This window comes from Geodermatophilus sp. SYSU D01119 (assembly GCF_054049975.1).
The window spans coordinates 172,794-191,962 of sequence record NZ_JBJGYL010000008.1 but is presented as its reverse complement, the minus strand read 5'-3'; the positions used below and the strand labels follow the sequence as shown (position 1 = coordinate 191,962).

At 76.3% G+C, this 19,169-nt stretch carries 20 protein-coding genes, 1 pseudogene and 1 riboswitch; of the genes and pseudogenes, 12 read left to right on the top strand and 9 right to left on the bottom strand.

What is annotated here, in order from left to right:
* Positions 1–892, top strand: an 892-nt coding sequence (locus tag ACI79X_RS08810) for a penicillin-binding transpeptidase domain-containing protein (RefSeq protein ID WP_457025037.1), incomplete at its 5' end; no start/stop codon positions are given.
* A 17-nt stretch (positions 893–909) separates the two neighbouring features.
* Here the strand turns inward: ACI79X_RS08810 and ACI79X_RS08805 are convergent.
* A pseudogene (locus ACI79X_RS08805) lies at positions 910–1,728 on the bottom strand (YhjD/YihY/BrkB family envelope integrity protein); the annotation flags it as partial.
* Positions 1,729–1,776: 48 nt separating this feature from the next.
* Positions 1,777–1,998, bottom strand: coding sequence for a hypothetical protein (locus tag ACI79X_RS08800; protein ID WP_457025036.1), 222 nt, complete (start codon positions 1,996–1,998; stop codon positions 1,777–1,779).
* A gap of 187 nt (positions 1,999–2,185) precedes the next feature.
* A riboswitch (cyclic di-AMP (ydaO/yuaA leader) is annotated at positions 2,186–2,322 on the top strand.
* A 7-nt stretch (positions 2,323–2,329) separates the two neighbouring features.
* Here ACI79X_RS08800 and ACI79X_RS08795 point away from each other — a divergent pair.
* Positions 2,330–3,451 carry a C40 family peptidase gene (locus ACI79X_RS08795; RefSeq protein ID WP_457025035.1) on the top strand — a complete coding sequence of 374 codons (1,122 nt, stop codon included), beginning with the start codon at positions 2,330–2,332 and terminating at the stop codon, positions 3,449–3,451.
* Positions 3,452–3,523: 72 nt separating this feature from the next.
* On the opposite strand, the gene ACI79X_RS08790 is transcribed toward ACI79X_RS08795, so the two are convergent.
* A complete protein-coding gene (locus ACI79X_RS08790) occupies positions 3,524–4,066 on the bottom strand; it encodes a hypothetical protein (RefSeq protein ID WP_457025034.1) in 543 nt (180 codons plus the stop codon).
* Positions 4,067–4,173: 107 nt separating this feature from the next.
* On the opposite strand from ACI79X_RS08790, the gene ACI79X_RS08785 reads away from it, so the two are divergent.
* Both ACI79X_RS08785 and ACI79X_RS08780 read left to right on the top strand, forming a co-directional pair.
* Positions 4,174–4,491, top strand: a complete 318-nt coding sequence (locus tag ACI79X_RS08785; protein ID WP_457025033.1) for a DUF3817 domain-containing protein — start codon at positions 4,174–4,176, stop codon at positions 4,489–4,491.
* A 15-nt stretch (positions 4,492–4,506) separates the two neighbouring features.
* Complete coding sequence (locus tag ACI79X_RS08780; protein WP_457025032.1) at positions 4,507–5,838, top strand: serine hydrolase domain-containing protein; 1,332 nt, start codon at positions 4,507–4,509, stop codon at positions 5,836–5,838.
* Between the two features lie 66 nt (positions 5,839–5,904).
* Here ACI79X_RS08780 and ACI79X_RS08775 read toward each other — a convergent pair whose 3' ends face one another.
* Entirely contained in the window at positions 5,905–6,423 is a 519-nt protein-coding gene (locus ACI79X_RS08775; RefSeq protein WP_457025031.1) for a hypothetical protein, read from the bottom strand.
* 53 nt (positions 6,424–6,476) lie between these two features.
* Here ACI79X_RS08775 and ACI79X_RS08770 point away from each other — a divergent pair, with 53 nt between their 5' ends.
* Positions 6,477–6,743 (top strand): DUF3253 domain-containing protein, encoded by a 267-nt coding sequence (locus ACI79X_RS08770; protein WP_457025030.1) that lies wholly within the window; start codon positions 6,477–6,479, stop codon positions 6,741–6,743.
* Between the two features lie 3 nt (positions 6,744–6,746).
* Here ACI79X_RS08770 and ACI79X_RS08765 read toward each other — a convergent pair whose 3' ends face one another.
* On the bottom strand, positions 6,747–7,817 hold the full coding sequence (locus tag ACI79X_RS08765; RefSeq protein ID WP_457025029.1) for a M42 family metallopeptidase: 1,071 nt from the start codon (positions 7,815–7,817) through the stop codon (positions 6,747–6,749).
* Positions 7,818–7,826: 9 nt separating this feature from the next.
* Complete coding sequence (locus ACI79X_RS08760; RefSeq protein ID WP_457025028.1) at positions 7,827–8,324, bottom strand: Lrp/AsnC family transcriptional regulator; 498 nt, start codon at positions 8,322–8,324, stop codon at positions 7,827–7,829.
* Between the two features lie 219 nt (positions 8,325–8,543).
* On the opposite strand from ACI79X_RS08760, the gene pdhA reads away from it, so the two are divergent.
* Genes pdhA through ACI79X_RS08745 form a run of 3 tightly spaced genes read left to right on the top strand, consistent with a single transcriptional unit; the run spans position 8,544 to position 12,186 of the window.
* Positions 8,544–9,683: a pyruvate dehydrogenase (acetyl-transferring) E1 component subunit alpha gene (pdhA, locus tag ACI79X_RS08755; RefSeq protein ID WP_457025027.1), complete on the top strand. Its 1,140-nt coding sequence runs from the start codon at positions 8,544–8,546 to the stop codon at positions 9,681–9,683.
* Positions 9,683–10,660, top strand: coding sequence for an alpha-ketoacid dehydrogenase subunit beta (locus ACI79X_RS08750; RefSeq protein WP_457025026.1), 978 nt, complete (start codon positions 9,683–9,685; stop codon positions 10,658–10,660). Before pdhA ends, ACI79X_RS08750 begins: the two co-directional genes overlap by 1 nt.
* 2 nt (positions 10,661–10,662) lie before the next feature.
* Positions 10,663–12,186 carry a dihydrolipoamide acetyltransferase family protein gene (locus ACI79X_RS08745; RefSeq protein ID WP_457025025.1) on the top strand — a complete coding sequence of 508 codons (1,524 nt, stop codon included), beginning with the start codon at positions 10,663–10,665 and terminating at the stop codon, positions 12,184–12,186.
* 89 nt (positions 12,187–12,275) lie between these two features.
* Here ACI79X_RS08745 and ACI79X_RS08740 read toward each other — a convergent pair whose 3' ends face one another.
* Entirely contained in the window at positions 12,276–12,836 is a 561-nt protein-coding gene (locus ACI79X_RS08740) for a hypothetical protein (protein WP_457025024.1), read from the bottom strand.
* Positions 12,837–13,036: 200 nt separating this feature from the next.
* Between ACI79X_RS08740 and ACI79X_RS08735 the strand changes: the two genes are divergently transcribed.
* The 4 genes from ACI79X_RS08735 (at position 13,037) to ACI79X_RS08720 (ending at position 16,612) form a co-directional block, all read left to right on the top strand.
* Positions 13,037–14,224, top strand: a complete 1,188-nt coding sequence (locus ACI79X_RS08735) for a sensor histidine kinase (RefSeq protein ID WP_457025023.1) — start codon at positions 13,037–13,039, stop codon at positions 14,222–14,224.
* Positions 14,221–14,886 (top strand): response regulator, encoded by a 666-nt coding sequence (locus ACI79X_RS08730; RefSeq protein WP_457025022.1) that lies wholly within the window; start codon positions 14,221–14,223, stop codon positions 14,884–14,886. The genes ACI79X_RS08735 and ACI79X_RS08730 overlap by 4 nt, the downstream gene beginning before the upstream one ends.
* An 18-nt stretch (positions 14,887–14,904) precedes the next feature.
* Positions 14,905–16,065, top strand: a complete 1,161-nt coding sequence (locus ACI79X_RS08725) for an AGE family epimerase/isomerase (RefSeq protein ID WP_457025021.1) — start codon at positions 14,905–14,907, stop codon at positions 16,063–16,065.
* A gap of 79 nt (positions 16,066–16,144) precedes the next feature.
* Entirely contained in the window at positions 16,145–16,612 is a 468-nt protein-coding gene (locus ACI79X_RS08720; RefSeq protein ID WP_457025020.1) for an SRPBCC family protein, read from the top strand.
* A gap of 93 nt (positions 16,613–16,705) precedes the next feature.
* On the opposite strand, the gene ACI79X_RS08715 is transcribed toward ACI79X_RS08720, so the two are convergent.
* Together ACI79X_RS08715 and ACI79X_RS08710 are read right to left on the bottom strand one after the other, a co-directional pair.
* The gene (locus ACI79X_RS08715; RefSeq protein ID WP_073420985.1) at positions 16,706–16,966 is read right to left on the bottom strand and encodes an HPr family phosphocarrier protein; all 261 of its coding nucleotides are present in this window, start codon (positions 16,964–16,966) and stop codon (positions 16,706–16,708) included.
* A 51-nt stretch (positions 16,967–17,017) separates the two neighbouring features.
* Positions 17,018–19,156, bottom strand: a complete 2,139-nt coding sequence (locus tag ACI79X_RS08710) for a PTS fructose transporter subunit IIABC (protein ID WP_457025019.1) — start codon at positions 19,154–19,156, stop codon at positions 17,018–17,020.
* Between the last annotated feature and the right edge of the window lie 13 nt (positions 19,157–19,169).

The following is a 19,169-nucleotide window of genomic DNA, read 5'->3' as shown; positions in this document are numbered from 1 at the left end:
CCTCTACGCGTCGGGGGCCGCCGGGGCCACCGAGGGGGTGGGCGTCCGGGTGCCCGGCGAGGGGGCCCCCGCGGGGGCGCCGGCCGCCGCCCCCGCCGCCGAGCCGCTCGCGGTGGGGGACCGGTGCACGCCCGAGGCGATCCCGCCCGGCGTCGCGAACACGATGAACCAGATGCTCCGCAAGGACGTGGAGCCGGGGAACCCGGGTCAGACCGGGTCGCGCGCCTACGTCCGCGGGCACCAGATCGCCGGCAAGACCGGCACCTCGCAGGACAACTACTCGGTCGCCTTCGTCGGCTACACGCCCGAGATCACCGCGAGCGTCATGGTGCTCAACCCGAAGCGCAACGAGGACGTCGGCGGCTTCGGTGGCGGCAAGGGCGCCACCATCTGGCGCGACGCGATGGAGCCGATCCTCACCGCCCGCGGCAGCAGCGACTTCCCGCCCGCCGACGAGACGGTCATGAACGGCAACACCCGCCCGGTGCCCGGCTGCTCGAGCGTCCGCGCGTGCGAGCGGGCGCTCACCGACGCCGGCTTCGAGCCGAGGACCGTGCGGGTCGACAGCGACGAGGCGCCGGGGACGCTGCTCGGCACCAGCCCGCCGCGGGGCGGCCGCGCGGTGCCCGGCCAGGTCGTGTCGATCCTGGTGAGCAACGGCAGCGACTACGTGGAGCCCGCGCCCGAGCCCGAGCCGCCGCCCGCGGACCCGGCGCCGGCGCCCGGCCCCGGCGCGCCCGGGCCCGGCGGGCCGGCCCCCGCTCCCGAGGAACCCGCACCCGGCCCGCCGCCCGGGGAACCAGCCCCCGGCCCGCCGGCGCCCGGCGCCCCCGCGCCCGAGGGCGGCTGGCCCGGTGCCGGCGGCGGGTGGCCCGGCCAGCCCGCGGGCTGACCGAGCCGCTCGTCGAGCGCCTGGGTGAGCAGCCAGCCGCTGAGCAGCACCAGGTGCAGCATGAACAGCCACAGGCCGATGGCGACCACGGCGCCGACCGCGTCCAGGCCGCCGAACGGCGCGCCGAGGTCCAGCGGCAGCGACAGGAACAGCACGAAGCCCTGCAGGAACCCCGACAGGCAGGCCGCGGTGAACAGCGCGCCGCCGACCAGGGCGCCCCGGCGGTGCCGGCCGCCGGCCACCACGCCGAAGCCCCACAGCAGCGGCACGGTGAGCACGAACAGGACCGTGTAGTAGCCGACGAAGAACCGGCCGAGCGCCGGCCCGACGCCGTCCTCCCGGGCCAGGTCGGCCATGACCCGGGCGGCGAGCAGCAGCGGGTACAGCAGCAGCGGGGTGACGACGACCAGCGGCAGCGCCGAGAGCCGCCCCCGCCAGGCGGTGAGGTTCTCCCGTCGCTGGCTGAACCGCAGGAGCGCCCGCCGCAGGCCCTCCCCGTACAGCGACAGCGGCAGCAGGGCCAGGACGAAGCCGAGCAGGTCCACCCGGACCCCGGCCGCGACCAGGCGCTCCACCGCCTCCGGCGCCCCCAGCGGGGTGGGCAGCAGCTCGGCCAGCCGGGCGCTGAGCGCGCGCACCTCCTCCGGCGAGGTGACCAGGGCGGTGAGCCGCACCGCCACGAGCAGCAGCGGCACCACCGCGATGCCCGCGTAGAACGTCAGCCCGGCGGCGATCAGCGCGAGGTCGCGGCCGAGCAGCAGCCGACGGGCCCTGCCGAGCAGTCCCCGCGACTCCGCGCGCAGCCGGGCCGCCGTCCACGTCCGTCCCGGGCTCACCGGGTCACGCCACCAGCCGCCGCGTCCGCGCGCCCCTCGGGGAGACGATCAGTCGTCGGAGGTGTCGTCGGTGGTGGGCGCGTCGTTGCCCGGGTTGACCCCGGTCTCCTGGCAGCTGGCGTCGTTCTCGTTGCTGGCGTTCTCCCCGCTGGAGTCGCAGTTCGTCGGCCCGCGGGTGAAGTCGGTGTTGTCGCCGCAGGCCGTCAGGGAGCCGAGGAGGGCCAGCACGACGAGCGGGCGGGCGAGGCGCATCCGGGTGGAGGAGGACATGAGCAGACTCCTACACGTCCCGGGGCCGTCCCAAACCGGCGGGGTCCGGCGTCCTGGCGCCGGGGACACGCGGGGGTGAGCCATGTAATTACAAGAAACCGTTGTCACGGCGCGGTCACGGCCCCTACTCTCAGTACGTCCAACGGGGCGCTCCGTCACCAACCTGGGTGACACCCCGAGGACGCCGTCGAGCCGGTCGCCCTCCGGGGAGGCCGGGCCGGGGACCCACCGCAGTCCTGGGGTGTAGCGCGTGCCCGCACGCGCCGGGCGAGTCCACGTCCGAACCCGTCAGCTAACCCGGTAGGCGGCCTGGGAAGAGGAGAACTGGCGCGTGGCGTCCCTGCGCACGTCTGTCCCCGGCATGCCCGCGACCGGCCGCTCCCGCTGCCGCCGCGCCGTCCTCGCCCTCACCGGCGCCCTGGGCATCGGGCTGGGCCTGGGTGCGGTCCCCGCGCAGGCCGAGGAGCCCGCCACCGCCGCCGAGGCCGCCCAGCTGGTCGCCGCCCGCGGCCACGAGCTCGAGGTCGTCACCGAGCAGTTCAACGAGGCGCGCGAGGTGCTCAGCGCCCAGCAGGCCGCCGCCGAGGCCGCCGCCGCCACCCTCGTCCAGGCGCAGGCCGCCGTCGACGCCGCCCGCCAGCAGGTGGTCGGCATCGCCCGCTCGGCCTACACCGGCGACAGCATGGGCCCGCTCCAGGCGCTCATGACCAGCGCCGACGCCGACGAGTTCGTCAACCGCGTCACGCTGCTGCAGGGCGTCGCCGGCTACCAGGGCGAGCTGCTCGGCCAGGCCGCGGCCGCCACCGAGGCCGCCACCGCCGCGCAGACCGCCGCCGCCGAGCACGCCGCCGAGGCGCAGCGGCAGTACGACGCCGTCGCCGCCCAGCAGGCCGACCTCGAGAGCCAGATCGCCGACTACCAGGCCGACTTCGCCCGGCTCACCGCCGAGGAGCAGCGCGCCGCCCTCGAGGCCGCCGCGGCCGCGCACGCCGCCGAGGAGCAGCGCGCCAGCCGCGACGAGGAGCGCGAGGAGGCGCCGGCCTCCTCTACCGCCCCGTCCTCCTCGGGGTCCTCCGCCGCCCCGGCCGCGGCGCCGGCCAGCGGCGTCGCCGGCACCGTCGTCGCCACCGCCATGGCCCAGCGCGGCAAGCCCTACGTGTGGGCGGCCGGCGGCCCGGGCTCCTTCGACTGCTCCGGCCTGACGCAGTACGCCTTCCGCGCCGCCGGCATCAGCCTCCCCCACTCCAGCCGCATGCAGTCGCAGATGGGCACCGCGGTCTCCCGCGCCAACCTGCAGCCCGGCGACCTGGTCTTCTTCTACAGCCCGGTCAGCCACGTGGGCATCTACATCGGCAACGGCCAGATGGTGCACGCGCCCACGTCGGGCGACGTCGTCAAGGTCGCGAGCGTCGACTCGATGGGCGGCTACGCCGGCGCCCGCCGCATCGGGTGAAGGACCACCCCTCCCCCCACGCCTCGCAGGCTCGGCGCGGGCCCCTGAGGGGTGGCCGTCCCGACCCGAGGCCTACGGCCGCTGCCTCCTGACGACCTGCAGCAGCCCCCACACGAAGGCCGCGGTGTCGCCGGAGGGCAGCCGCACCTCCCAGCGGGTGACCACCTGCGGGTCGGCCTCCTCCGCGCCGGGCAGGCCGCTGACGTCGGCGACCACGTGCTCCCACACCCGGAGCCGCCCGTCGGCCGCAGGCGGCACCGGGGAGTCCGGCGCGCGCACCAGGTGCTCGTGCAGCACCGCGCCCTCGACGGTGGACACCACCTCCCAGCGCAGGTGCGGCCACAGCGGCAGTGGCCAGTGCCGCACGTCGAGCTCCAGGTCGCCGAACGGGCGCACCTCGACGCGCTCCGCGGGCCCGAGGACGGCGGCCCGCAGCGCCAGTCCGCGCGGCGCCCGCGGCGCGTGGTGCAGCGCCTGCCACCGGGTGTGCGCCGCGTGCGCCTCCGCGCGGGTGGCCCCGAGCCGCGGCAGGGCGGCGGCGACGAGGTCGGGCCGCAGGTCGGCCATCCGGCGCAGCAGCACGAGGCAGAACTCGCGCCGCGCCAGACCCCGCACGGGCCCGACCCTGCCACCCAGGTCACACCCCCGTCCGGGACACCCGGGCGCCCCGCCGCGTTGGACCCTCCGGAACCGACCCGCCCCCGGACCCGAGGACCGCACCGATGAACCCCCGCACCGTCGCCCTCGCCTTCCGCGTCGTCGCCGTCGCCGAGGCGCTGTCCTGGGTGGGCCTGCTGGCCGGGATGTACGTGAAGTACGTGCCCGAGACCTCCGAGGTGGGCGTGCAGGTCTTCGGGCCGGTCCACGGCGCGGTGTTCGTCGCCTACGTCCTCGTCACGCTGGTCGCCGCCCGCGTGCTGCGCTGGTCGCGCTGGACGGCGCTGCTCGCGCTCGTCGCGTCGATCCCGCCGCTGGCCACCGTGGTCTTCGAGCGCTGGGCCGTGCGCACCGGGCGGCTGGCGGTCCCCGCCCGCGCCTGACCTACGGTTCCGGGCATGCCCGAGCCCGTGCTGCCCGCCACCGCCCGCACCCTGCTCGCCCGCACCGCACGCGCGCAGCGCGACGGCCGGGCACCGAGCCTGGTGGCGGGTGTCGTCCGGGACGGCGGCCTGGCGTGGTCGGCCGGCCGCGGCGACGTCGCCGAGCCGCACACCGACGTCCAGTACCGGCTCGGCTCGATCAGCAAGACCGTCACCGCCGTCGCCGTCCTGCGGCTGCGCGACGAGGGCCGGCTCGGCCTCGACGACCCGCTCGAGGACCACGTGCCCGGCACGCCCTTCGGCGACCGGTCGGTGGGGCAGCTGCTGTCGCACCTGGCCGGCGCCTCGGCCGAGAGCCCCGGCGGCTGGTGGGAGCGGGTGCCCGGCGGCTCACTGGAGGAGCTCGCCCTCGACGGCGGCGACGTCGTCCTCGGGGAGGCCCGGCGCTTCCACTACTCCAACCTCGGCTTCGGCCTGCTCGGCGAGCTGGTCGCGCGGGCGCGCGGTCGCTCCTGGGACGACGTCGTCACCGCCGAGGTGCTGGCCCCGCTCGGCATGACCCGGACGACGCCGCGCCCCTCCGGCCGTGCCGCGCAGGGCCGGGCGGTGCACCCGTGGGCCGACGTCGCGCTGCCCGAGCCCGAGCACCACGCCGGCGTGATGGCCGCCGCCGGGCAGCTGTGGGCCACCCTGGCCGACCTCGCCCGCTTCGCCGCCTTCCTGCTCGGCGACACCGGCGACGTGCTGTCGCCCGCCACCCTCGAGGAGATGGCGGTGCCGGCCGGCGTCGACCCGTCCTCGCCGTCCTGGTCGTCCTACGGGCTGGGGCTGCAGGTGCTGCGCGTCGACGGGCGGACGCTCACCGGGCACGGCGGCTCGATGCCGGGCTTCCTCGCCGGCGTGTTCGTCGACCGCGAGGAGGGCACCGGCGGGGTGTCGCTGGCCAACACCACCAGCGGGCTGGACTCCGCGCTCGTCCCGGGCCTGCTCGCCGACCTGCGCGCCGCCGAGCCGCGCGTCGTCGACGCCTGGCGCCCGGCCGAGCCGCCGGTGCCGCTGGAGCAGCTGGGCATCTGGTACTGGGGCCCGGCGCCGCTGGCACTGCGCGCGGTGGCCGGCGGGCTGCTGCACCTCGGGCCGCTGCCGGGCCGCAGCGGGCGGGCCAGCCGGTTCCGCCGCCGCGACGACGGCACGTGGGTCGGCCTGGACGGCTACTACGCCGGCGAGACGCTGACGATCGCGGCCGACCACCTCGACGTCGGCACGTTCGTCTTCACGCGCACGCCCTACGACCCCGCCGCGCCCGTGCCCGGCGGCGTCGACGAGCGCGGCTGGACGGTGAGTTGATGGAACGGCCACCCTCCAGGGGCCCGCGCCGAGCGTGCGAGGCGTGGGGGGAAGGGTGGTCCTCCGTCAGGGACGGTCGAAGGCGTCCATCGTCGTCTTGACGACGGCGCCGTAGGCCAGGTGCGGCACGACGTCGCTGACCCAGTCGGTGACCGACCAGGTGCGCGGGTCGGTGACGCCCAGCACGGTCATCGGCCCGTTCGAGGCGACGAGCACGCCGAGCGTGGTCAGCAGCGTGCCCACCAGCGGCTGGGACCGGAAGCCGGAGGCGCGCAGCAGCCCGACGACGACGCCCACGCCGATGCCCGCGACCAGCCCGGTCATCGGCCCGAGTCCGGCGATCCGGTTCGACCGGTGCTCCTCGTCGCCCGGGATCGGCACGTGCGCCTTCCGCGCCAGCGCCTCCACCGTCTGCTCCGGCGTCGAGCTGGTGCCGCGCCCGCGGACGGTCATGTCCAGGTAGGTGACGGCGTTGAGCGCGGTGGTGCCCGCGGCCCCGGCGGCCGCGCCGCGCACCGCCCAGCCGAGCGTGCTGATCCCGCGCTTGCCCTTGCCGAACGTCCCCACGGGGGTGTCCTTGGCCATGGCCGAGGGTCTACCCGCGGGCGCGACCTGCGGAAACGGCGCACAGTGGAGGAGTGGAGGGAACGGCCGGGGACACGACGGCGGCCCTGGAGCGCGCGATCGGCGCGCTGCTCGAGGCCCGCGCGCCCGGGGCGACGATCTGCCCGTCGGAGGCCGCCCGCGCCGTCGATCCGGACGGCTGGCGCGGCTTGGTGCCGGAGGCCCGGGAGGTGGCCGGCCGGCTCGCCGCCCGCGGCGAGGTCGAGGTGACCCAGCGCGGCGCGGTGGTCGACGTCGCCACCGCCCGCGGGCCGGTGCGGATCCGCCGCGTGGCCGGCTGACCGTCAGCCGACCGGGGGCAGCGGGCGGGCGAGGAAGGCGGCGAGCAGCCGGGCGGTGCGGTCGACCGTGCCGGAGTGCAGCACCTCGTACCCGTGGGTGCTCAGCGTCGGCAGGCTGACCAGCGCCGCGCGCGCCGTCTGGCCCGTGGCCTCGGCCCGGGAGGCGTCGGAGTCGGAGGACTGCCAGACCGCCGTCTGCGGGTCCAGGCCGAGCTCGCGGCCGACGTCCACCAGCGCGTCGGCGACCGGGCGGTCGTAGACGACGGCGTCGTCGGCGTAGGCGACCACCGGCCCGCCGTCGACGGTCACCTGGTACTCGGGCTCGGCCGGACCGACGTCGAGGGCGATCGTCAGCTCGCCGGGCAGCGTGCGGCTCGCCCAGCCGGCACCGATGCCGCCCATCTCCTCGCTGGTGGTGGCGAGCAGGTAGGTGTCGGCGTGCGGGCGCCCGCGCAGCAGGCGGGCCGTCCCGACCAGCGCGGTCAGCGCTGCCCGGTCGTCGACGAAGGAGGAGCCGAGGTGGTCGCCGAAGCGGGTGAGCCCGCGCTTGTCGGCGTGCACGCAGACCCGGGTGCCGGGGTGCACGCCGGCGTCGGCCAGCTCCCGCGCCGACCGCCCGGTGAAGACGTACACGTGCGACCAGTCCATGGCCTTGTCGCCCTGGTCGGGCTTGGTCTCCCAGATGCGCGTGGAGTCGGTGGTCGTGTGCTCCGAGCCGAGCGTGAGCACGCCGGTGAGCGTCTCCCGCCGGCCGAGGACGGCGACCGGACCGAGGTCGAAGTTGCCCGGGTACATGACGCCGAGCGAGGTCACCCGGAGCGTGCCGTCGGGCTCCACCCGCTTGACCATCATCGACAGCTCGTCGAGGTGCGCGGCCACCCGGACCGGCGGTGCGGACCGGTCCGTCCCGTGCAGGAGGGCCACCAGGTTGCCGGCGGGGTCGACGGTCACCTCGTCGGCGAGCGGCTCGAGCTCGCGGCGGACGACGTCGCGCACCGCGCCCTCCTCGCCGCAGGGGCCGTAGGTGCGCAGCAGCTCGTCGAGCAGGTCGGGGAGGGGCGTGGCGTCGGGCACCGCCGTCCCCTACCCGGCCGGCGGCCGCTCTCCCGCGGCCCGCTCCAGCAGCGGGTCGACGCGGTGGTCGACGTAGCGGCGCAGCGCCAGCGCGGTGTCGGTGCGCTGGACGCCCCGCAGGGCCAGCACCTGCTCGGTGAGCCGCCACAGGTCGTCGGCGTCGACGGCGACCACCCGGACCAGCAGGTCGGCGGCCCCCGACAGCGCCGTCACCTCCAGCACCTCGGGCAGGGCGGCGAGCGCGGCGGCCACCTCCTCGAGGCTGCGCTGCACCACCTGCACCGTCACGTAGGCGCTCAGCCGGTAGCCGAGCGCCTCGGGCCGGACGCGGGAGGCGAAGGGGGCGAGCGCGCCGCTGGACTCCAGCCGCGCCAGCCGTGCCTGGACGGTGTTGCGGGCCAGTCCGAGCGACTGGGACAGCGCCATCACCGTGGCCCGCGGGTCGGCGGTCAGCGCCTGCACGAGGCGCGCGTCGGTGGCGTCCAGGCGATCAGGGCCGGGGGGCACGCTGCTCAGTCTGACATGGTCGGACGTCCTAGCAGTGCGCGATCTGCTCGATCCACCGATCCGGTCTTGCGCATCCCGTCCGGGGGGTGGTGTGCTCCGGAAGAGGGCGGGGCGTGCCACGATGTGTGAGTGGTGCCACACCCCGGCGCCACACACACGTCCCATCCCGCGGCCCCGCCGGTGACCCCGGCGGCCGCGGACGACGGCGAGGAGCAGCGCGTGAGCGTGTCCAGCGCGACCACCGAGGTGGTCGACCCCGTACCGGGGGCGGCGGCCCCCCATCTGCCGCAGCAGCCGGGTCTGGTGCAGCTGCTGACCCCGGAGGGCGAGCGGGTCGAGCACCCCGAGTACTCGATCGACGTCAGCGACGAGGAGCTGCGCTCGCTCTACCGCGACCTGGTGCTGGTGCGCCGCTGGGACGTCGAGGCCACCGCGCTGCAGCGCCAGGGCGAGCTCGGCATCTGGGCCTCGCTGCTGGGCCAGGAGGCCGCGCAGATCGGCGCCGGCCGCGCCATGGCCGCCGACGACATGGCCTTCCCCACCTACCGCGAGCACGGCGTCGCCTGGGTGCGCGGCGTCGACCCGCTGCACGTCATCAGCCTGTTCCGCGGCGTCGACAACGGCGGCTGGGACCCGGTGGCCACCGGCTTCAACCTCTACACCGTCGTCATCGGCGCGCAGACCCTGCACGCCACCGGCTACGCCATGGGCCTGCAGCGCGACGGCGCGGAGACCGCCACGCTCGCCTTCCTCGGCGACGGCGCCACCAGCCAGGGCGAGGTCAACGAGGCGATGATCTGGGCGGCCAGCTTCTCGGCCCCGGTCGTCTTCTTCTGCCAGAACAACCAGTACGCGATCAGCGTGCCGCTGGAGCGGCAGTCCCGCGTCCCGCTGTACCAGCGCGCGGCCGGCTTCGGCTTCCCCGGCGTCCGCGTCGACGGCAACGACGTCCTCGCCGTCCTCGCCGTCACCCGGGCCGCCCTCCAGGCCGCCCGCGAGGGTCAGGGCCCCACCTTCATCGAGGCGTTCACCTACCGGATGGGCGCGCACACCACCTCCGACGACCCCACCCGCTACCGGCTGGCCAGCGAGCTGGAGGAGTGGAAGCTGCGCGACCCGATCGCCCGGCTCAAGGCCCACCTGTCGCGCAGCGGCATCGCCGACCAGGCGTTCTTCGACGGCGTCGAGGGCGAGGCCGACGAGCTCGCCGCGCGGATCCGCAAGGGCACGCTGGAGATGGCCGACCCGCCGGGGACGGCGATGTTCGACCAGGTCTACGCCGAGCAGACGCCGCACCTCGCCGCGCAGCAGGCGGAGTTCGAGGCCTACCAGGCGTCCTTCGAGGGGAGCGGGCACTGATGGCCGAGACGCTGACGATCGGCAAGGCCCTCAACCTGGGCCTGCGCCGCGCCATGGAGGACGACGCGAAGGTCGTGCTCATGGGCGAGGACATCGGCCGCCTCGGCGGGGTCTTCCGCATCACCGACGGCCTGCAGAAGGACTTCGGCGAGGACCGCGTCGTCGACACCCCGCTCGCCGAGGCCGGCATCCTCGGCACCGCCGTGGGCCTCGCCATGCGCGGCTACCGGCCGGTGTGCGAGATCCAGTTCGACGGGTTCGTCTTCCCCGCCTACAACCAGATCGTCACCCAGGTGGCCAAGATCCACGCCCGCTCGCGGGGCCGGCTGGCCATGCCGATCGTCATCCGCATCCCGTTCGGCGGTGGCATCGGCGCGGTGGAACACCACAGCGAGAGCCCGGAGGCGTACTTCGCGCACACGCCGGGCCTCAAGGTGGTCGCCGTCAGCAACCCGGTCGACGCCTACTGGGGCATCCAGCAGGCCATCGCCCACCCCGACCCGATCGTCTTCCTCGAGCCCAAGCGGCGGTACTGGGAGAAGGCGGAGGTCGACACGGACGCGACGCCGGACCCGCTGTTCGCCTCGCGGGTGGTGCGCGGCGGCGACGACGTCACCGTGCTCGCCTACGGCCCGATGGTGAAGACGGCCCTGCAGGCCGCCGAGGCCGCCGCTGAGGAGGGCCGGTCGCTGGAGGTCGTCGACCTGCGCACCCTGTCCCCGCTCGACCTCGAGCCGGTGTTCGACTCGGTGCGCCGCACCGGGCGCTGCGTCGTCGTGCACGAGGCCGCGGTGACCCTCGGCCTCGGCGCGGAGATCGCCGCCCGGGTGACCGAGCAGTGCTTCCACTCGCTGGAGGCGCCGGTGCTGCGCGTGGGCGGCTACGACACGCCCTACCCGCCGTCGAAGCTCGAGGAGGAGTACCTCCCCGACCTCGACCGCGTGCTCGACGCCGTCGACCGCTCGATGGGCTTCTGACGATGTCCTCGACCCAGCCCACCCTGCGCCAGTTCAAGCTCCCCGACGTCGGCGAGGGGCTCACCGACGGCGAGATCCTGCAGTGGCTGGTCTCGGTGGGAGACACCGTGACGGTCAACCAGCCGCTGTGCGAGGTGGAGACCGCCAAGGCCGCCGTCGAGCTGCCCTCGCCGTTCGCCGGCACGGTCACCGAGCTGCTGTTCGAGCCGGGGACGACGGTCGACGTCGGCACGCCGATCATCACCATCGACGTCGGCGGGGACGCCCCGGCGCCCGCCCCGTCCGGTGGTGACGGGGCCGCCGCCGAGCCCGCCGCCGGGCTGATCGGCGGCGCGGCCCCGGGCGGGCGCACCGCGGTGCTGGTGGGCTACGGCCCGCGGAACACCGAGGCCCGCCGCCGTCCGCGCCGGGCGGCCCACGCCGGCGCGCCCACCGCCGCACACGCCTCCGCCCCGGCGCCCGAGCCCGTCGGCGCCGACTACGGCTCCGGAGGAGTGGAGCGCCCGCCGCTGCTGGCCACCGCCCCCGACGCCACGGTCAAGCCGGTGCGCCACGGCGGGCTCGAGGTGGGCCGGCAGGCCGAGGCGCACGCCCGCACCGAGGCGGCCGCGCCGTCGCGTCCCGCCGGGCCGGGCCGGGGACGGGCGCGCCCGCTGGCCAAGCCACCGGTGCGCAAGCTGGCCAAGGACCTCGGCGTCGACCTCGCCCTGCTCACCGGCAGCGGCCCGGGCGGTGTGATCACCCGCGACGACGTCACCGCCGCGGCGGCCGGGCCGGCTCCGGCGCCGGCTCCCGCCCTCGCCTCCGTCCCCGCACCCCCGGCCGCGACCGCGGGGGAGCGGATCCCGGTCAAGGGCGTGCGGAAGGCGACGGCGGCGGCCATGGTGGCCAGCGCGTTCACCGCGCCGCACGTCACGGAGTTCCTCACCGTCGACGTCACGCGGATGATGAAGCTGCGGCAGCGGATCGCCGCCCGCCCGGAGTTCGCCGGCGCCAAGGTCAGCCCGCTGCTGTTCGTGGCGAAGGCGCTGCTCCTGGCCGCCCGGCGGCACCCGATGGTGAACAGCTCCTGGGACGAGGCCGCGCAGGAGATCGTCGTCCACGGGCAGGTGAACCTGGGCATCGCCGCGGCCACCCCGCGCGGGCTGGTCGTGCCGAACGTCAAGGACGCCGGCCGGCTGTCGCTGGCCGAGCTCGCCGGGGCGCTCACCGAGCTCACCGAGACGGCGCGCGCCGGGCGGACGGCGCCGGCCGACATGAGCGGCGGCACGATCACGATCACCAACGTCGGCGTCTTCGGCGTCGACACCGGGACGCCGATCCTCAACCCCGGCGAGTCGGCGATCCTGGCCTTCGGCGCCGTCCGCGAGATGCCGTGGGTGCACAAGGGCAAGGTGCGGGTCCGGCAGGTGACACAGCTGGCGCTGTCGTTCGACCACCGGATCATCGACGGCGAGCTGGGCAGCCGGTTCCTCGCCGACGTCGGCGCGCTGCTGTCCGACCCGGGGACGGCGCTCGCCTTCTGAGCCCTGCGCACCCGCGATCATGGCGCCGGAACTCCCGATCCGGTCCTCCGGACGGTCACGGCGCCATGATCGCGGGACTGCCGCGGGGGTCAGGCGCGGCGGTCGAGCTGGCCGCGCAGCAGCAGCCAGCCCACGACGGCGAGGTAGGCGCCGACCGGCACGCCGCCGCCGGACTGGGACAGGAACAGGAAGACCGGCGTCACGAGGGGCAGCAGCGCGGCGAGCGGCCGGGAGATCCGCCCGGACCGCCACAGCGTGACCGCGAGGCCGATCGACCCGAGGAACCAGAGGCCGTTCGCGACCAGGGCGACGGCGGGGAAGAAGGCCAGGTCCTCCCCGTTGGCGACGCTGGAGAGCATGCCGGCGCTCAGCAGCACGGTCCCGGCCGAGGCGACGACCGCGGGCCAGCGGGTGCCGGCCAGCCCGGCGAGCCGGGCGTAGAGGACCGGCAGCGCCCAGAGCATCACGGCCGTGCCCACCAGGATGGCGGCGGTCCGCGGGTCGATCGCGGGGTCGGTGTCCTGCGGGAAGAGGACCTGGGTGACGCCGACGGCGACGGAGATGCCGGCAGCGACGAGCGCGGCGGCGCCGGCCCGGGCGTCGGGACGCCGGGTCGCGGCGGCGGACGGGGCGGGCAGGGTGGTGGTCACGGGGGGGCTCCTCGGATCGGTGGGGACGCCACGGTCGGGCGGTCGCCGAGGACGCTAGGGACGCAGCGGACGGGCCGGCGTCGGTCCACGGTCCACATCCGGCGGCCGCGGGTCGCGACGGCGATGTCGACCTGGGTCGACATCCGTGTCGCCTCGGGGAGGACGCACGGGACGGCCGGCGGCCCCTATGTTCGGCGGCCGTGACCACCAGCGCGCCGGCCGTCCGGCACCCCGCCATCGCGGCGGCTGAGGTGCCCCGCTGGACCACCGGGCTCGACCTGGCCGTCGCCGCGGGGCTCGCGGTGTGGGGGCTGGTCGAGGTCGTCCTCTCGCCCGACCTGGAGCTCCTCCCCGGGGCGGCTTTCGTGCTCGTCTCCACCCTCCCGCTGGCGGTGCGCCGGCGGTTCCCCGGCTGGGTCACCGCCGTGGTCTCCGCGGCGCTCGTCGTGCACGCGGCGACCGCGGAGGCGGCGGCCACCTTCACGCCCTTCCCGAGCCTGCTGCTGTCGGCGTTCACGGTCGCGGTGCACGTGCGCTCCCTCCCGGCCGCGCTGGGGCTGGGCGCCCTGCCGGTCGCCGCCATGGCGACGGCCGGCCAGCTCGGCTACTTCGGCGTCGAGGCCGCCCACCCGCGGGCCCTCGTGCTCCTGTTCTTCTTCGTCGCGGGCGCCTGGACCGGCGGCCGCGTCGTCCACCACCGCGCCCTCGCGGCGCTGCGGGCCGAGGAGGGCTCGGCCGCCGCAGCCGGGCGGGCCGTGGCCCAGGAGCGCGCCCGCATCGCCCGCGAGCTGCACGACGTGGTCGCGCACGCGGTCTCGGTCGTGGTGCTGCAGACCGGCGCCGCCGAGCAGTTCGTCGGCCGCGACGACGAGCGGGCCCGCGGCCACATCGGCCTGGCGCGCCGCACCGCCACCGAGGCCATGGCGGAGATGCGCCACCTGCTCGACGTGCTGCGGGAGGGCGAGGCCGTCTACCTGCCGCAGCCGGGCATCGAACGGCTGCCGGACCTGGTGGAGGACGCGCGGGCGGCGGGCCTCGACGCGACGCTCGACGTCGACGTCGAGGGGCCGGTCCCGGACGGGCCCTCGCTGGCGGTCTACCGGATCGTGCAGGAGTCCCTCACCAACGTCCGGCGGCACGCACCGGGGGCCCGCGCCGCCGTGTCCGTCTCGCGGGCCGGGACCGAGCTCACGGTGGAGGTCCGCGACGGCGGCCGCCGGGCGTCCCCGGGAGCCCCGCCGCCGGCGACGTCGGACCTGGCCTCGGGTGGCTACGGAATCCCCGGGATGCGCGAGCGCGTCCGCGTGTACGGCGGGTCGCTGACGGTCGGGCCGGAGCCCGGCGGTGGGTGGCTGGTGCGCGCGGTCCTCCCGGTGGGGGCGGCGTGAGCGCGGGTGGGCGGCTGCGGGTGGTCGTCGCCGACGACCACGCGCTGGTCCGGTCGGGCATCACCGGGCTGCTCGAGGCGGGTGACGTCGAGGTGGTCGGCGAGGCCGGGGACGGCGCCGAGGCGGTCGAGGTGGCGCTGCGGACCCGGCCGGACGTCGTCGTCATGGACGTGCGCATGCCGCGCCTGGACGGCATCGAGGCCACCCGGCGGCTGCGCCGCGACCCGGCCGGCCCCCAGGTGCTCGTGCTCACCACCTTCGACCTGGACGAGTACGTCTTCCGCGCGCTGGAGGCCGGGGCGGCCGGGTTCCTGCTCAAGGACGCGCCGCCGGGCCGGCTCGTCGACGCCGTGCGCACCGTCGCCGACGGTGACGCCCTGCTCGCCCCGGCGGTGACGCGGCGGCTCATCGAGCGGCACCTGCGGGCGCCGGTGCCGGCGCGCGGGCCGGACGCCGCCGCCGACCTCAGCCCGCGCGAGCGCGAGGTGTGGCTGCTCGTCGCGCAGGGCTTGTCCAACGCCGAGATCGCCGGCTCCCTCGTGGTCACCGAGGCCACGGTCAAGGCGCACGTCACGCGCCTGCTGGCCAAGCTCGGCGTGCGGGACCGGGTGCAGGCCGTCGTCCGTGCCTACGAGACCGGCGTGGTCCGGCCGGGGAGCTGACGGCGCTACCGTGCGCCGGTGACCGACCTCGACCGGCTGCTCGCGTTCGCCGCCCGCTCCGCGCTGCCCGGCGGGGGCTTCGGCTACCTCGGCTCCGACGGGCAGGTGCTCCCGCGCCCGCAGGAGACCTGGATCGTCGCCCGGATGACGCACGTGTTCGGCCTCGCGCACCTGCTCGGCCGGCCAGGGGCGGAGGAACTGGCCGCGTCCGGGGTGGCGGCGCTGCGCGGCGGGCCCCTGCACGACGGCGCGCACGGCGGCTGGCGCGCCGCGGAGGACGACGGCGCGAAGTCGGCGTACGTGCACGCCTTCGCCGTCCTGGCCGGGGCGACGGCTACGACGGCGGGGATCCCGGCCGGCCGGGCGCTGCTCGACGAGGCGCTGGAGGTGTGGGACCGGCGGTTCTGGGACGACGCCGAGGGGCTCGCCGTCGAGGAGTGGACACCGGACTGGTCGCGGCTGTCGGACTACCGCGGAGCCAACGCCAACATGCACGGCGTCGAGGCCACGCTCGCCGCCGCCGACGCCCTCGGCGGGGACGACGCGGCCCGGCTGCGGCAGCGGGCCCTGCGCAGCGTCGAGCGGGTGGTGCACGGCTGGGCGCGAGAGCGCGACTGGCGGCTGCCCGAGCACTTCACCGCCCGCTGGGAGCCGCTGCCCGAGCACAACCGCGACCGCCCGGCCGACCCCTTCCGGCCCTACGGCGTGACGATCGGGCACCAGTTCGAGTGGGCGCGCCTCGCCCTGCACCTGCGCGCCGTGCTCGAGGACCCGCCCGCGTGGCTGCTCGACGACGCCGTCGCCCTGTTCGGCGCCGCCGCCGGCCGGGGGTGGGCCGCCGACGGCGAGCCCGGCTTCCCGTACACGCTCGACTGGGACGACCGTCCGGTCGTGCCGGCGCGGATGCACTGGGTGCTGTGCGAGGCGGTCGCGGCGGCCGGGGTGGTCGGTACGGTCTCGGGGGACGAGCGCCACGCCGACCTGGCACGCACGTGGCGGGCGCACGGGGAGGAGCGCTTCGCCGACCCGGCCACCGGCAGCTGGCACCACGAGCTGACGCCGTCCGGGGAGGTCGCGAGCGGCACCTGGGCCGGGCAGCCCGACGCCTACCACCTCGCGCAGATGCTGCTGCTCGAGGGCCGCCCGGTGCGGGGGAGCGTCGCCGCCGCGCTGCGCTGACCTGCGTGTGTCCGCTCCGGGGAGGCGGGGTAGGGGCTGGGGCGACCCAACGACATCCCGAGCAACGAGGAGCGTTCCCGTGGCCAGCGTGCAGGAATCCGTCGACGTCGACGTCCCCATCCGCGTCGCCTACGACCAGTGGACCCAGTTCGAGTCGTTCCCCCAGTTCATGGGCGGCGTCGAGCGCATCACGCAGATCGACGACACGCACACCCACTGGATCACCAACATCGACGGCGTGAAGCGCGAGTTCGACGCCGAGATCACCGAGCAGCACCCCGAGGAGCGCGTCGCCTGGACGAGCACCTCCGGCGACGCCAAGCACGCCGGGGTGGTCACCTTCCACCGCCTCGACGACACCAGGACCCGCGTGATGATCCAGATCGACTGGGAGCCCACCGGCATCGTCGAGAAGGCCGGCGCGGCGCTGGGCTTCGACGACCGGCAGGTCAAGGCCGACGCGAAGCGGTTCAAGGAGTTCATCGAGAGCCGCGGCACCGAGACCGGCGCCTGGCGCGGCGACGTCTCCCGGCCCGACCAGGCCTGACGCGCCGGTCCCGCCGCGCGGCGGCAGGACCCCGGACGCACAGCGGCGCCCGTCCCCACCGGGGGACGGGCGCCGCTGTCGTGTGCGCCGGTGCTACTCGGCGTCGAGGTCGGCGGCCACCAGGCCGGCGATCCGCTCGACCACGGCTGCGTCGTCGCTGGTGACCGTGACCTCCGCGCCCTTCTGGGCGCCGAGCGTCATGATCATCAGCGGCGACCCGGCGTCGACCGGCGCGCCGCCCGGCGTGGCCAGGGTGACCGGGACGCCTGCCTTGCCGACGGCCTCGGCGATGAGCGCGGCCGGGCGGGCGTGCAGGCCGACCCGGGAGCCGACGGTGACGGTCTGACTGGGCATGCGTCGTCCTCGCTTCTCAGGAACGGTCGTGGTGGGGTCGAGCCTGCCGTGTCACACGCGGGCCGGCGCGCCGGGGGCCGGCGCGGACGTGCCGGCGGTGTGCGCGTGGGCCAGGTCGACGGCGTCCTCGGGGACGTCGGTGCCCGTCTTCCTCCCGCCGATGCTCTTGGCGACGGTGACCGCCAGGGCGCCGACGACGGTCCCGACGACCAGCGCGACCAGGAACATCAGCACGCCGTTCATCGCGAAGAACACGAAGATGCCGCCGTGCGGGGCCCGCAGCTCCACGCCGCTGGCGGCCACGATCGCGCCGGTGGTGGCGCCGCCGAGCATCATCGACGGGATCACCCGCAGCGGGTCGGCCGCGGCGAACGGGATGGCGCCCTCGGAGATGAACGACAGGCCGAGCAGCCAGGCCGCCTTGCCGTTGTCGCGCTCGGCCGGGGTGTAGAGCTTCGGCCGGACCAGCGTGCTCAGCGCCATCGCCAGCGGCGGGACCATGCCGGCGGCCATGACGGTCGCCATGATGACCAGCGGGGCGCCGCTGCCGGCGGCGAGGCCGGTGGTGGCGAAGACGTAGGCCGCCTTGTTCACCGGGCCGCCGAGGTCGAAGCACATCATCAGGCCGAGGATGATCCCGAGCAGGACCGCCGAGGTGCCGGTCAGGCCGTTGAGCCAGTTGCCGAGGCCCTCGAGCGCCGCGGCCAGCGGACGGCCGAGCAGGACGGCCATGATGCCGCTGGAGATCAGCGTGGCCAGCAGCGGGATGATCACGACAGGCTGCAGGCCGCGGACGCCGGTGGGCAGCTTCCAGGAGGCGATCCAGCGGGCCGCGAAGCCGGCGATGATGCCGCCGACCAGGCCGCCGATGAAGCCGGCCCCCACGCTCACCGAGACGGCGCCGACGACGAAGCCGGGCACGATGCCGGGGCGGTCGGCGATCGCGAAGGCGATGTAGCCGGCCAGCGCCGGGACCAGGAAGCCGAATGCGGCCTGGCCCAGCACGGTGCAGACGGCGCCGAGGTAGCCGAGGAACCCGTCGTTGAGGCCCTCGACGCCCGAGGCGGTGGGCAGGTCGAAGAACGAGTTGTTGAGCACCCAGCTCAGCGCGTAGCTGGAGCCCTCGACGTCGGGGTTCGGGTTGACGATCTGGTAGCCGCCGAAGAGGAAGCCCAGGGCGATGAGCAGACCGCCGGCCGCGACGAACGGGATCATGTAGCTGACGCCGGTGAGCAGCCAGCGCCGGATCTCCGAGGCGGTGCCCGGGCGGGCCGCGGGCGCGGCGGCCTCACCGGAGCCGGCGCCCGCGCCGGCACCGGGGACGCGGCGCGCGTTCGGGTCGTCGGCGGCGGCCAGCGCCTCGCGGATCATGCCGTCGGGGTCGTTGATGGCCCGCTTGGTGCCGGCCTGCACCACCGGCTTGCCCGCGAACCGGTCGCGGTCGCGCACGCCGACGTCGACGGCGAAGACGACGGCCTCGGCGTCGCGGACGACCGCCGGGTCGAGCGGGGTGGCGCCGGAGGAGCCCTGGGTCTCCACGACGAGGTCGACGCCGGCGGCCTGCGCGGCGGCGGTGAGCTTGTCGGCCGCCATGTAGGTGTGCGCGATGCCGGTCGGGCAGGCGGTCACCGCGACCAGGCGGCGGCGGGCCGGGGCCTTCTCCGTGGACGCCGCCGCGGGAGCGGGGGTGGTGGCCGGCGCGGGGGTGCTGGTGGCCGCGGAGGCGCCGGCGGCCGGGCTCGGGGAGACGACCTCCTCGACGAGCGCGACGACCTCGGCCGGCGTGGCGGCGGCTCGCAGCGCGGCGACGAAGTCGGGCCGCACCAGGGCGCGGGCCAGCGCCGACAGCAGCGTCAGGTGGTCGGCGTCGCCCTCGGCGGGCGCGGCGATGAGGAAGACCAGGTCGGCCGGGCCGTCGGCCGCGCCGAAGTCGACCCGCGGGCTGAGCCGGGCGAAGGCGAGCGAGGCCCGGGTGACCGCCGCCGAGCGGCAGTGCGGGATGGCGATGCCGCCGGGCAGGCCGGTGGCCGCCTGCGCCTCGCGGGCGAGGGCGTCACCGGCGAGAGCCTCGGCGCCCGTGGCGCGGCCGGCGTCGGCGACCAGGGCGGCGAGGCGGCGGACGACCGCGGCCTTCTCGGAGCCGAGATCGGCGTCGAGGACGACCAGCTCTGGGGTGATCAGTGCTGACATGACGGACCTTCCG